Genomic DNA, 12,993 nt, shown 5'->3' with positions numbered 1-12,993 from the left:
CACGCGGGGGTTGTGCTTACTCGTCGCCGACAATCGCGTCGATCTCGAGAAGATCCTCGGGCTTCTCGGCGCTCTTCAGGCGCTCGACAACCTCGGGGTTGGACAGGACGGCAGCAAGGTGCTGCATGTTCTGCAGATGGGAGTCCGCGTCGACATCACTGAGCGTGAAGAAGATCGTCGCGGTGGTGTCGGGATCGTCCTCGGCGCCAAAGTGGACCGGCTCCTTCACGTGCATGAAGCTGATGGCCTCACGGTTGGTTCCGACGGCGCCCTCGACCGCGTGCGGCATCGCGACGCCCGGAAGCAGGACGATGTAGGGTCCGTGCTTCTCGACGTTCTCGATCAGGCAGTCGGCGTACTCGGGCTCGACGCTACCATCTGCCAGCAGGGGATCGATGCACTCGCGAAGGGCATCCTGCCAGCTCATCGGCTCGTCCACGAAGTTGTAGTGCTTGAGCTCAAACAACTGACGAAGTAGCATGTGTTTCACCTCCTCCGCTTCTGCTCGCTGAAATGCCGGCACAATGTTGCGACCGGCCTTCCGGGCCGCTCGCCTCTCCTCTGCGAGCCACCCTTTGGAGGTGTTCCCACCTCCGATTTCGAGGTGAATACTACGCCGGTTTCATTTTGTTATGAACGGTTAACCATTTCGTATTTAACGTTATTAGTGATTGTATTGAACGTTCTGTATATTTGTTTGAACGTTCTTTTTTTCTCTTGAGCCTTGGATTCGGCGACCGTAGAATGTGCACATGAACGTACGAACACAGTTTTATTTGTTTTTTATCGTCCGTGAACGGTAGTATTTCTCGGATGAACGGTAGAAGGGGCCTTATATGGGCACATCGAGGAGCCTTGTCGAGAGCCGGCGAGCCGAAATCGTCGAGACGCTGAGCGCTCGGGGCAACACAAAGGTGACGGAGCTTGCGAAGGAGTTCGGGGTTTCGACGCTCACCATACGGCGCGACCTCGACTTCTTGGTCGAGAAGGGCATGGTCCGCAGGCTGCACGGTTCCGTGGAGCTGATAGACCCCCTCGGCAGCCCCATCAACTCCTCGGCAATCCTCGCGAAGCGTAGCATCGCCGAGGAGGCGGCGCGCTTCGTGGAGGACGGCGACACCATCTTCATCAACACGAGCTCCACCGCGCTCTCCGTGATCGAGCACATCACGAGTCAGAACGTGACCATCGTCACGAACAACGGCAAGGCTCTGCAGCTCACCCCTCCCCCGGGCGTCTCGGTCATCCTCACCGGCGGCGAGATCCGCCAGCCCAAGTGGTCCATGTCGGGAGAGTTCGCCCTCTCCACCGTCAAGCACATCAACGCCGCGAAGGCCATCCTCGGCTGCTCCGGCTTTTCCGCGGACCGTGGAATCACCACGCTCGTCTCGCACGAGACGAGCATCAACTCGCTCATGCTGGAGCATTCGGACGCACATATATTAGTTGCGGATTGCACGAAAATCGGAACGAACTCGAGCTTCCGCTACGGCAGCGCCGCACAGGTGGACATCCTCGTGACGGACGAGAACTCCGACGAGGAGGAGATCGTGCGCCTGAAGAGGGCGGGCATGCGCAAGGTTGTGTACCCAGCCGAGAAGTAGCCCTTCTCGCCCGGGTGGCCCTTCTCGCCCGCTGGTCCTTGCCCCCGCGTTCTCGTCATGCGCGCACGCGGCGGAAGCCCATGCGCGAGCGGTGTTATGTCGTATTTCGATAACGACTTGCCACAATTTTCAATTTGTTATCAGCGGCCTCGGACGCTACCCTATACAGACTGCATGTTCTTGCTGGTTCTCCCTATTGGCGAACCAAGCGGCGACTATTTGCTCGTCGCATAAGACATGCACGCAAGACAGCTTGGTTCGATCGGAGCATCGACTTGATTTCAGTAGAGCACCTATCAAAGCGCTTCGGGGGCAGCACGGGGGTCCACGCGCTCGACAACGTCACCCTCACCATCCCCGACGGCGACGTCTTTGGCATCATCGGCATCTCGGGCGCGGGCAAGTCCACGCTCGTGCGCTGCCTCAACCTGCTGGAGCGCCCCACGTCCGGCAGCATCGTCGTGGACGGGACGGACGTCACGAACCTCAAGGGCGCCTCGCTACGCGAGTATCGCCGCAACGTCGCCATGATCTTCCAGGGGTTTGGCCTCCTGGCTCAGAAGACCGCGCTGCAGAACGTCTGCTTCCCCTACCTCGCCAGCAACGGAAAGGTGACGGACGCGGACAGGAAGGAGGCCCTTGGCTTCCTCGAGCGCGTCGGCCTCGCGGACCGCGCGTCCTCCTATCCCGCGCAGCTCTCCGGCGGCCAGAAGCAGCGCGTCGCCATCGCCCGCGCGCTTGCCTGCCACCCCAAGTACATACTGTGCGACGAGGCGACCTCGGCGCTCGACCCCGCCAGCACGGCGTCCGTCCTCAGGCTGCTGCGCCGCATCAACGAGGAGACCGGCGTCACCATCATCGTGATTACCCACTCCATGCAGGTGGTGCAAGACATCTGCAAGAACGTGGCCGTCCTCGTCGAGGGCAAGGTGGTCGAGAAGGGCACCGTGTCAGAGGTGTTCGCCGATCCCAAGCACGAGGTAACGCGCCAGCTGTTGGGAAGGGAGAGCTGGGATGAGTAGCCTTTCTCTTTTGATGAACCAGTTCGGGGCCCTGCTTGGACAGGGCCTGGCCGATACGCTCGTGATGCTGTTCGCTTCGACCGCCGTCGCCTACGTGCTCGGCATCCTTCTGGGCGTCGTGCTCTGCGTCACGGCGCCGCGCGGACTGCGCCCCATGCGCACGCTGAACGCCGTCCTAGGATGGGTCGTCAACATCGGCCGCTCCATCCCGTTCATCATCCTGCTCGTCACGATGTTCCCGGTCACGCGCGCGCTCGTGGGAACCACGACCGGAGTCCGCGGCGTCATCCCGCCCCTCGTGCTCTCCACCACGCCGTTCGTGGCGCGCATGGTCGAGCAGTCGCTCGCGGAGGTCCCGCGCGACGCCATCGAAGCCGCCGAGGCCTGCGGCGCGTCCATCCCGCGCATCGTCGTGTCCGCGCTTCTCCCCGAGGCCCTGCCCTCCATGGTGCGCGGCGTGTCCATCACGCTCATCGCGGTCCTCGGCTACACCGCCATCGCCGGCGCCGTCGGCGCGGGCGGCCTGGGCGACATCGCCATCCGCTACGGCTACTACCGCTACCAGGACACCGTCATGATCGCGACCCTCGTCCTCATCGTCATCCTCGTGCAGCTCATCCAGAGCACGTGCGACCTCATCGCAAAGAAGATCGACCACCGCTAGCGCAAGACAGACGCAACGCAAAGGAGAAGAACATGCTCAGCAGAAGGTACTTCATCCGCGCGGGATTCGCCGCCATCGCCGCAGGCGGACTCGCCGCATGCGGCAACGGCTCCGCATCGTCCGCAGCCAAGAGCAAGAAGCTCACAGTCGCCGCGTCGCCCTCTCCCCACGCAGAGATCCTGGACAACTTCGCCGCGCCCAGGCTCAAGAAGCAGGGCATCACGCTCAAGACGAAGGAGTACACGGACTACATCATCCCCAACCAGGTGACCTCCTCCGGCGAGGTGGACGCAAACTACTTTCAGCACATCAACTACCTCAACAACTACAACAAGGAGAACGGCACGGACCTCGTGGGCGTCGCCGCCATCCACTACGAGCCGTTCGGCATCTACGCCGGCAAGTCCAAGGACCTGAAGGGCATCCAGGACGGCGCGCAGATCGCCGTCCCCAACGACCCCACCAACGAGGGCCGCGCGCTGCTTCTGCTGCAGCAGGAGAAGCTCATCACCCTGAAGGACCCCGACAACCTGCAGGCCACGCCCGTCGACATCGCCAAGAACCCGCACAACCTCAAGTTCGTCGAGGTCGAGGCGGCCGCCGTCGCGCGCCAGCTTCAGGACGTGGACTTCGCGGTCATCAACGGCAACTACGCCATCGAGGCCGGCATGCACGTGAAGGACGCCCTCGCGGTAGAGGACAAGAACGGCAAGGCCGTCAAGCAGTACGCCAACTACATCGTCACGACGCCCGACAAGAAGGACGACGCGCGCATCAAGGCCCTGGTAAAGGTCCTGACCAGCGACGACTTCAAGAAGTACCTCGCAAAGACCTACGACAAGGACGTGCTCCCCGCGTTCTAGTTCCGCACCCGAACGCCGCCCGCACCCCACGCCGCCCGCACCTCGCATCCGCAGGCACCTGGCCCGCTCCCGCACCCGCGGGGGCGGGCCTTCTCGCATGCGCCCGCGCGGTACGAAACGGGCGACCTGGTATCGAAAAAAATCCTACTTGCGCAGTGACATTTCTCTTCTTATAGTACTAGTCAAAGACATGGTACCGATTTGGTACTGCAAGGAAGGAGCATGTCCATGGGCGAGAAGAACATGCAGTCCAGGCAGCCGGCCATCTTCGTGGGCCACGGCGACCCCATGATGGCACTGCGCGACGACGACGTCGCGCGCGGCCTGCGCAACGTGGGCGCGCGCCTGCTGAGGAACAGGCCGAAGGCGATCCTCGCCGTGTCCGGGCACTGGTACACCCGCGGGACCCTGGTCCAGAGCGACCCCACGCCGCGCCAGGTAAACGACATGTACGGCTTCCCGCCGGAGCTGTACGCCATCAAGTACCGGCCCGCGGGCAACGCGGGGCTCACGCGGCGCGTGCAGGAGCTTCTGGGCGCGGACGTAGAGGTGGACGACACCTGGGGGATCGACCACGGCGTGTGGACGCCGCTCCACCACATGCTGCCGAACGCGGACGTGCCCGTCGTGGAGCTGAGCGTGAACGGCCTTGCCGACGCCCGCTACGCCTACGAGCTGGGAAGGCGCCTTTCTCCCCTGCGCGACGAGGGCTTCGTGGTGCTGGGCAGCGGCAACGTGGTGCACAACCTGCGCATGGCCGACTGGGACAACCCCGACGGCACGCCGCAGAACGTCGCGTTCGACGAAGCCGTGCTCGCCGCGGTCGCCGCGCGCGATGACGACGCCGCGATCGACTACCAGCACCTGCCCCACGCGGACTATGCGGTGCCGACGCCGGACCACTACCTCCCGCTGCTCACGGTGCTGGGCGCGGCCGAGGGCGAGCAGGCCGAGGTCTTCAACAAGGTCCGCAACCTTGGCTCCATCTCGATGACGAGCTACGCGTTCGGGCTGGGTAAGTAAGAGACGACGCAAGGACGGCGCAGACGCGCAAGAGCAACGCAGAGAAGTGCAAGAGCAACGTAAGGAGAAGAACATGTCTGACAACAAGAACGTGCTGATCGTGGTGGGAACCCTTCGCAAGGACGGCTACAACCTGCAGCTTGCCGACCACGTGAGGCAGCTTCTGGACGGGCGCGCCAACGTGAGCGTGCTCGACTACTCGCAGCTGCCCCTCATGAACCAGGACCTTGAGAACCCCGAGCCCGCCGCCGTGGCGGCCGTGCGCGAGGCCGTGCGCGAGGCCGACGGCGTGTGGTTTGTGTCGCCGCAGTACAACGCGTCGTTCCCCGGCCACGTCAAGAACCTGGTCGACTGGCTCAGCCGCCCGCTTCCCGGCAAGGGCCGCGACTCCGCCGCCACCAACGGCATGAGGGCCACGGTCAGCGGTGCCGGCGGACGCACCGCGACCGCCGAGATGCGCGCCGCGCTCGACTCGCTGCTGGAGTTCGTGGGCGTGCAGGTAATGCGCGAGGGCGAGACGGGCGTCGCGCTCTCCGGCGAGTCCTGGGCCTCTGGCAAGCTGGCGCTTTCCGCCGAGGACGAGGCCGCGCTCTCCGCACAGGCGGACGCGTTCCTGGAGTTCATCGCGTAGCGGGAGGACACATGGACACACAGGCGGCACACAGGGTCGCCCATGACGGGGGAGCGGACCTCTTTGGGGTCTGCCCCTTCGTCACGTCGCAGTCGATACTGCAGGGCAAGTGGGCAATCCTCATACTGCATCACCTGGCGGATGGACCGGTGCGCTTCAACGAGCTGCTCCGCCGCATGGACGTGGCGCAGGGCACGCTGTCGAAGCAGCTTAAGAACCTGGAGCACGAGGGGCTGGTGCGTCGCACCGTGCACACGGACGGGCCGCTGCGCGTCGAGTACGAGCTGACGGACATCGGCCTGAAGTTCAGGGGCGTGCTGGACGCCATCGAGGCCTGGGGAAACGACTACATCGAGTTCCTCCGCGAGCACGACGGGGGCGACGTGCGCTAACATGGCGTGCCGAGTGCCATCGCGCGTCGATCGGAGGTAGGTGCGTGCAGAGTCCCAAGGTGCCCGAGGGCAAGAGTGTGATAGACGCCGCGCCCGCGCGCCCGGAGGGAGCGCGGCTCGCACGCGCGGGCATAGCGGGCATAGCGGGCATAGCGGGCATAGCGGGCGCAGCGCCTGCGACAGGGGCGCGCCGGAGCTACAGCGCGATGCCCAGCGCCACCAAGACGACGCCGCACGCGAGCACGACCACGTCAAGGGCGCGCATGGGGTGGCGCTTGTAGCTGCTGTCGCGCGTGCGCAGGTAGAACCCGCGCTGCTCCGCCGCGAGGGCGGTCGCGTCGGTCTTGCCCACGGAGCTCACCAGCAGCGGCACGCACAGCGGCAGCATCAGAGTGAGCTTGCGGATGGGGTTCTTCGTGTCGTACTCCACGCCGCGCGCGCACTGAGCCTCCATGATCGCATTCATCTGCTGGCCGAAGACGGGCACGAAGCGCAGCGCCGTCGTAAACGTGAACGCATAGCGGTACGGCACGTGCAGCACCTCCACGCACGCGTTCGCAAGGTCGTTAAGCTTGGTGACGCTCAGCATCAGCACCAGCGGCAGCGCCACTCCCAGAAGCCTGAGGCTCGCCTTGCTGCCCGTGACCAGGCCCTCGCTCGTCATCCACAGAACCACGGGTGTCCCCTGGCGCATGAACGCCGTCTGCAGCACCAGCATGACCACGGCAATGGGCACCAGCAGCTTCAGCAGGCTCACGAGCTTCGACGTGGCACGTGCGTACAGCCCCAGCACGAAGGTCAAGGCGAGAAGGGCAAGAAGCATGGGGTAGGTGTCCGCCGTGAACGTGGCGATGATGATCGCCGCGGCGACGCCCAGCTTCGTGACCGGGTTCAGCCTGTGCAGCACGGTGTCTCCCGGGACGTAGTCGATCACGTTAACCACGGCGCACCATCTCCTCCGTCAGATCCACGATGCCGGACACCTGGCTGATTCCCGCAAACTCAGGCGACGTGGTGCGCGCGAGCACCTGCGAAAGCTCCGTCACCTGGGGCGCCCTCACGCATGCCCTGCGCATGAGGTCCGCGTCGCCAAACATCTGCTGCGTGCCGCCCCGGCCCAGGATGCGCCCGTCCGCCATGACCACGATGCGCTCCGCGAAGTCGCTCACGACCTCCATGTCGTGACACACCATGATCACGGCGCAGCCGCGCTCGGCCATGTCGCTCACCGTGTCCATCACGGTCATGCACTCTCGATAGTCCAAGCCGCTCGTGGGCTCGTCCAGAAGCACGACCTCCGGCTCCATGACCACGACGGACGCGAGCGCGACCATCTGGCGCTGGCCTCGCGAAAGCGAGAACGGCGCCTCGTCCGAGGGGAGGCCGAAGCGCGCGATGACGGCCGCGGCCCGCTCGCGCGCGTCCTTCTCGCCCACGCCCTGCAGCGTGAGGCCGAACGCGACCTCGTCCAGCACGGTGTCCTTGCACAGCTGGTGGTCCGGGTTCTGGAACAGCGTGGAGCAGTGGGCCGCGATCGCGCTGGTGGGGACCTCGCGCGTGTCGAGCCCCGCCATGCGCACCGTGCCGGACGCCGGACGCAAGAGGCCGTTCAGGAGCTTGGTCAGCGTGGTCTTTCCGGCGCCGTTCTGGCCGACGATGCCCACGACCTCGCCGGGATAGACCCGCATGTCCAGGTGGTCGACGGACGCCGTGCCGCCCGGATAGGCGAAGCTGACGTCCTCCAGGCTCACGACGGGGGTGGCGTCCACGGCGTGGGGACGCGGCACGGCGACGTGCTTGGACCCCGCGCGAATCGCCGCCGCGCGCGCGTCGTCCGCGGTGTGTGCGGGGCCGCGGACCGCGGACCCCACCAGGCCGCCGATGAGCTCTGCCGCCTCCGGCACCGTGAGGCACGGCGTCGCGCCGCGCACGAGGCCGTCGCGCGCGAGCGAGTTGTACACGCGCGCGACGCGCGGGCTGTCGACGCCGATGCGCCGAAGCTCGTCCGCGTGCGCGAACACCTCGCGCGGCGTCCCGTCCAGCACGAGCGCTCCCCCGTCCATCACCAGGATGCGGTCGCAGTACTCGGAAAGCAGCGCCACCTTCTGCTCTATCACCACGACGGTGACACCCTCCTCGCGCACCTTGCGCAGCGTGTCGAACACGAGGGCGGAGGACGCCGGGTCGAGCGCCGCCGTCGGCTCGTCGAGTACGAGGACGCGCGGGCGCATGGCAAGGATGGCTGCGATGGCCACCTTCTGCTTCTGGCCGCCGGAGAGCGTCGCTGTCTCGCGGTCCCGCAGGCCCGCGACCCCCACCGTGTCGAGCGTCCGCGCGATGCGGTCCTCGATCTGGTCGTGCGGGACGCCGAAGTTCTCGAGCCCGAAGAGCAGCTCGTCCTCGACCACGGACGCGACCATCTGCGTGTCGATGTCCTGCAGGACGCTGCCGACGACCTGCGAGATGTCCGTCAGCGTGACGTCGCAGGTGTCGCGCCCGTCCACCAGAGTGGAGCCAAACAGCTCGCCGCGGTAGTGGTGCGGTATCGCCCCGGACAGCACGGAGGCCAGCGTTGACTTGCCCGCGCCGGAGGGGCCGATGACCCCCACGAACTCGCCCTCGCCTATGCGAAGCGACACGTCGCGCAGGGCGGCGGGGACTTCCTTCCCCTGCGCCGCGGCCTCGCCGTAGCGAAACGTGACGTGGGACATCTCGATGATGGACTTGCTCTCTTGCATGTAATCGGATACCTCTCATGTGCGCCCACCGGCGCGATCGTGCCTCGCACCCGTGGCGGCCGCCCCCTCGGACGGCCGCCACGGCACGCATGTCCTACTGCAGGAGTCTACTCGCTGATCTTGAGGGCCTTGCAGACGGGGATGTAGAGTGCCTGCACCAGAATCGCGTTGAAGACGCCGGTCGCGAAGACGACGGGGAGCATCGCCGCGGCGAGCTGGGCCACGACGCCAAGCATCGCCATCTTGATGACCATGAAGATGCAGCCGCTCACGACCGTGGTGACGAAGGTGCCGATGGCGGGAACGAACTTCTTCGCGCCGCCACGCATGCCGGCGTTCACGATGACGGCCATGAGCATCGCGGCGATGCCCTCCGCTGCGAAGTCGATGAACGGCGAGGTGGTGGTGATCTGGATGACGGCGGCGGAGATGAGGCCGATCACGAGGGCCTGGGGAACGTTCGGGCGGACGACCAGGATCGTGAGGCAAAACGCCGAGATGATGAACTCGGGGCTGATGACGCCACCGGACAGGCTCGAGATCGCCTTGCCCACGGTGAAGTTGAGGATGAATCCCGCCGCCAAGAGGACGGCGAGAAGAACGAGCGCTCGGACGTCGAGCTTGCCGTGGTCGACGACGTTGACGGTGCGGGCCTGCTGGGCGTTGGATGCGGTAGCCATGATCTTCTCCTTTGCGTCGCCTTGTGGAAAGGCGCTGTGTCTGTCTATGTCATGAAATTTCGTAATTTATGTTCGTGATGCGCTCTTGCTAGCTCTGCCATCGAAGCGTGAAGGGATTTGGGAACTTCATTCTTTCCTCCTGGAACGTACTGGCTCGTACTCGCCCGCAAAAGAAAAAAGGGCTCCGGTCGAAACCGGAGCCCTTCAGTCTGCGCAGGTGTATGGCGCGTGAGACTCACGATCGACCGTTCGAAAGAGAGTTGTGCCACCACCAGTTGTTCATGACCGCATTAGCGTTGCCCATGGTGACCCTCCCCTCGAAGTCTCGTTCCGCATGCGCGGCTTCGCGTCCATTGCGTTGCACTATAGGCCAAGCACGCGCGCGGGCGCAAGGGTAAAGATGTAAACGTTTCGTTTCCCCGATGCCCTCCCGTCGTACAGGCAAGGCGTGATCATGCGCACTTCCTTAGGTAGTACACGGCGATCTGGGTCCTGTTCCTCAAGCCCAGCTTTGCCAGAATCGACGATATGTGGTTACGCACCGTCCCCTCGCTCATGAAGAGCGTCGCGGCAACCTCCGCGTTCGTCATGCCGTCTGCAATCGCACGGACCACATCCACCTCCCGCTCGGAAAGCCCCTTGAGCGCGCTCTCGTCCCGGGCGGCTCGCGGCGCGTTCCCTCCTCTCGCGTTCGTGCCGATGGAGAGCTCCGCCGCACGCGCAAGGACCTCTCCCTCCAGCACGCACTGGCCGTTCATGACGGACCTCAGCGCAGGTGCAATCGTAGAGACATCCTGCTTGATGAGGTAGCCTCGCGCCCCAAGCCTTAGCGCACGAACGATGTACTCGTCATCGGAAAACGTCGTCAGGAACACGATGCGCGCCGCCGGCTCCATGCCAAGTATTTCCTCTGCCGCAGTAAGACCGTCTCCGTCCGCCATCTGGATGTCCATGAGCACGACGTCCGGCTCGACGCGCGTGAAGAGCGACACCGCCTCGCGCCCGCTCGTGCCCGTGCCCACAACGTCCACGTCAGGCTCCACGCCCAGTATCGTGGCCAGGGACCTGACCACGATCTTGTCGTCGTCCACCACGATTACCCTCATTGGCGAGTCCCTTCGTCCATCCCCCTCGGAACCGATGCGAACACGACGAACCTCTCGCTCCCCCACCTGCCGTCAACTCGGGCCGAGAACACGCCGCCCATCTCGAGCACGCGCGCCCGCATCGACCTCAACCCCATTCCGCGCAGCTCAAGATCAACCCCCTGGGGCGGCATGATGCCGTCGTTCGTGATGCGGAGCTGCCAGAGCCCCGGAAGGCAGGTAACCGCCACAAGGGCATCGGACGCATGTGCATGGCGAGCTGCATTCGTAAGTGCCTCCCTAGCGACCAACAGAAAGCACTTGCTTACCGGGACCGGAGGGACAGCGTCCAAGCTACATGCTACCGTCACGTTTTGAATGCCGCATTCCGACGAGAGCCTGTTCAGCTCGCAGCCCAAGTCAACACCAGAGTCCTCCAGGGCGTGCACGCTCTTGCGCATGGACGAGAGCGCATCGTTCAGCCCGCCCAGAACCTCATCAAGGTCCTCGACAACCTCGGCTTCGTCCCCGTGAACAACCTTGAGAGCCTCTACCTGCAAGACGAGCCTCGTGAGCAGGTGCCCCACGGAGTCATGAATCTCCCTCGCAATCCTCGTGCGCTCGGAGAGCGCCGCCGCATGCGTCTCGTACTCGCGCGCATCAACAAGCTCTGCGTTCTTCTCGCCCAACGCGATGAGCCTGTCGTTGAGGTCGTCCTGCAGGCGATGCAGCTGGGACTGCCCCTCCAGCACGCGCGTCGTCCTCACGGAGAGCGCGAGCGAGAAGAGCGTGGCCACCACAAGCTGGCACACCGTAACCAGGCTTTGCCCACAAGTTGCTCCCAGGCATGCCACGAACGCAGGCGGCACCAGTGCCAGCCAGCGATTTTTGAACCTTGCGGCATCGTAGCTCGAAAGCGGAACAACGGCGCAAGCAGCCGGCGCCAAGACGCACAGTACGAGAGGGGCGATCACAAGGGCCAAGGCCGCCTTACGATGCCCATCCTCCGCCACCTCGAAAGCGGCGCTTGCGCAAACGGCAGTCAGCGTCACAACCACGGTCGTCGCGAGGTCGCCCCGCATCGACGCCGCCAAGGCCAAGCTGGCCCCAAGCACCAGAATCTTGTCAGTCATTCTCTCCATGGAGCAAGTATAGGGGTGCAATGGGCGCTCGGGGCGAGGTCATGACATTCGTCATGCCCGACAGACCGATTGGTTACACAAGTCACTACCGCACCCACAAGGCAGGTGCAAGAATCTGGGATGAAAGCTCGTACTCCCACCAAAAGAAAGGACGACGATGCCAAACCCACAGGCGACGGAGTCCGTCACCCCTCTCTCGTCAGAGACCGTCGTCAGCATAAGTAACCTCGTCAAGCGCTACGGCGAGGTCGTCGCCGTAGACCACCTCTCGTTGGGCATCGCGCGAGGAGAGATATTTGGCCTCCTTGGGCCAAACGGATCGGGGAAAACGACCACCATCAACTGCCTTCTGCAGCTGCTCGACTATGACCATGGGCAGATCGAGCTCTTCGGGAAGCCGATGCGCCCAGACAGCTACGACATCAAGCGCAAGATCGGAATCGTGCCCCAAGAGGTCGCCGTCTTCGACGAGCTCACCGTCAGAGAGAACGTCGACAGCTTCTGCGCACTCTACGTCCCGCAGTCCAGCCGCAGGCGCGAGCTGGTTGACCGCGCAATCGAGTTCGTGGGGCTGCAGAAGTTCCAAGGCTTCCGTCCAAAAAAGCTTTCGGGCGGACTGCTGCGCAGGCTGAACATCGCCTGCGGCATCGCGCACCAACCGTCGCTCATCATCATGGACGAGCCAACGGTAGCGGTCGACCCCCAAAGCCGCAACTCCATACTCGACGGCATCGGGCGACTCAACAGGGATGGTGCCACCATCATCTACACCTCCCACTACATGGAGGAGGTGGAGCGCATCTGCAGGCGCGTGCTCATCATGGATCACGGCCGCTCGGTAGCAAGCGGCACGCCCGACGAGCTCAAAGCAATGATAGGCACCGGCGAGAGGATCTCCGTCGAGACCGGAACCGCCTCGGAGGCAATCATCGAGTCCATCCGCATGCTCCCGCACGTTCGATCCGTGGAGTTCTCGGAGGGCATGCTGCACGTGCAGTGCTCAAATGGCGCGCACAACCTCTCGGAAGTCCTGGGCGCGCTCGCACGGGAACACGTCGGCTATGGGCGCGTCCTCTCCGAGCCGCCCACGCTCAACGACGTCTTCCTCGAAATCACGGGGCGCGAGCTCCGCGACGAGTCCTAGGAGGC

At 64.5% G+C, this 12,993-nt stretch carries 14 protein-coding genes; 8 read left to right on the top strand and 6 right to left on the bottom strand.

Going from position 1 to position 12,993, the window contains the following annotated elements; translation table 11 throughout:
- Positions 1–16: 16 nt before the first annotated feature.
- Complete coding sequence (locus HF885_RS04085; protein ID WP_170103683.1) at positions 17–481, bottom strand: PTS sugar transporter subunit IIA; 465 nt, start codon at positions 479–481, stop codon at positions 17–19.
- Positions 482–836: 355 nt separating this feature from the next.
- Between HF885_RS04085 and HF885_RS04080 the strand changes: the two genes are divergently transcribed.
- The 7 genes from HF885_RS04080 (at position 837) to HF885_RS04050 (ending at position 6,199) form a co-directional block, all read left to right on the top strand.
- Positions 837–1,604 (top strand): DeoR/GlpR family DNA-binding transcription regulator, encoded by a 768-nt coding sequence (locus HF885_RS04080; protein WP_170103682.1) that lies wholly within the window; start codon positions 837–839, stop codon positions 1,602–1,604.
- A 275-nt stretch (positions 1,605–1,879) separates the two neighbouring features.
- Positions 1,880–2,626: a methionine ABC transporter ATP-binding protein gene (locus tag HF885_RS04075; RefSeq protein WP_170103681.1), complete on the top strand. Its 747-nt coding sequence runs from the start codon at positions 1,880–1,882 to the stop codon at positions 2,624–2,626.
- Positions 2,619–3,290: a methionine ABC transporter permease gene (locus HF885_RS04070; protein WP_170103680.1), complete on the top strand. Its 672-nt coding sequence runs from the start codon at positions 2,619–2,621 to the stop codon at positions 3,288–3,290. Before HF885_RS04075 ends, HF885_RS04070 begins: the two co-directional genes overlap by 8 nt.
- A 32-nt stretch (positions 3,291–3,322) precedes the next feature.
- A complete protein-coding gene (locus HF885_RS04065) occupies positions 3,323–4,153 on the top strand; it encodes a MetQ/NlpA family ABC transporter substrate-binding protein (protein WP_170103679.1) in 831 nt (276 codons plus the stop codon).
- Positions 4,154–4,381: 228 nt separating this feature from the next.
- Complete coding sequence (locus HF885_RS04060; protein WP_235927305.1) at positions 4,382–5,176, top strand: dioxygenase; 795 nt, start codon at positions 4,382–4,384, stop codon at positions 5,174–5,176.
- Positions 5,177–5,249: 73 nt separating this feature from the next.
- Positions 5,250–5,807 (top strand): NADPH-dependent FMN reductase, encoded by a 558-nt coding sequence (locus HF885_RS04055; protein ID WP_170103678.1) that lies wholly within the window; start codon positions 5,250–5,252, stop codon positions 5,805–5,807.
- A gap of 11 nt (positions 5,808–5,818) precedes the next feature.
- Positions 5,819–6,199 carry a winged helix-turn-helix transcriptional regulator gene (locus HF885_RS04050; RefSeq protein ID WP_170103677.1) on the top strand — a complete coding sequence of 127 codons (381 nt, stop codon included), beginning with the start codon at positions 5,819–5,821 and terminating at the stop codon, positions 6,197–6,199.
- A 196-nt stretch (positions 6,200–6,395) separates the two neighbouring features.
- Here the strand turns inward: HF885_RS04050 and HF885_RS04045 are convergent, their stop codons facing one another.
- The 5 genes from HF885_RS04045 to HF885_RS04025 form a co-directional block, all read right to left on the bottom strand.
- The gene (locus HF885_RS04045; protein WP_170103676.1) at positions 6,396–7,142 is read right to left on the bottom strand and encodes an energy-coupling factor transporter transmembrane component T family protein; all 747 of its coding nucleotides are present in this window, start codon (positions 7,140–7,142) and stop codon (positions 6,396–6,398) included.
- Positions 7,135–8,937, bottom strand: a complete 1,803-nt coding sequence (locus tag HF885_RS04040) for an ABC transporter ATP-binding protein (RefSeq protein ID WP_170103675.1) — start codon at positions 8,935–8,937, stop codon at positions 7,135–7,137. Before HF885_RS04040 ends, HF885_RS04045 begins: the two co-directional genes overlap by 8 nt.
- 107 nt (positions 8,938–9,044) lie before the next feature.
- Positions 9,045–9,617 (bottom strand): hypothetical protein, encoded by a 573-nt coding sequence (locus HF885_RS04035; RefSeq protein WP_170103674.1) that lies wholly within the window; start codon positions 9,615–9,617, stop codon positions 9,045–9,047.
- 452 nt (positions 9,618–10,069) lie between these two features.
- Positions 10,070–10,723, bottom strand: a complete 654-nt coding sequence (locus HF885_RS04030; RefSeq protein ID WP_170103673.1) for a response regulator — start codon at positions 10,721–10,723, stop codon at positions 10,070–10,072.
- Positions 10,720–11,835: a sensor histidine kinase gene (locus tag HF885_RS04025; protein WP_206109784.1), complete on the bottom strand. Its 1,116-nt coding sequence runs from the start codon at positions 11,833–11,835 to the stop codon at positions 10,720–10,722. Before HF885_RS04025 ends, HF885_RS04030 begins: the two co-directional genes overlap by 4 nt.
- Before the next feature lie 166 nt (positions 11,836–12,001).
- Here HF885_RS04025 and HF885_RS04020 point away from each other — a divergent pair, with 166 nt between their 5' ends.
- Positions 12,002–12,988 (top strand): ABC transporter ATP-binding protein, encoded by a 987-nt coding sequence (locus tag HF885_RS04020; RefSeq protein WP_170103671.1) that lies wholly within the window; start codon positions 12,002–12,004, stop codon positions 12,986–12,988.
- The last annotated feature ends 5 nt before the right edge of the window (positions 12,989–12,993 follow it).

Source organism: Parafannyhessea umbonata (assembly GCF_012844235.1).
Taxonomy (GTDB): domain Bacteria; phylum Actinomycetota; class Coriobacteriia; order Coriobacteriales; family Atopobiaceae; genus Parafannyhessea.
This window is presented reverse-complemented; position numbering and strand designations above follow the sequence as displayed.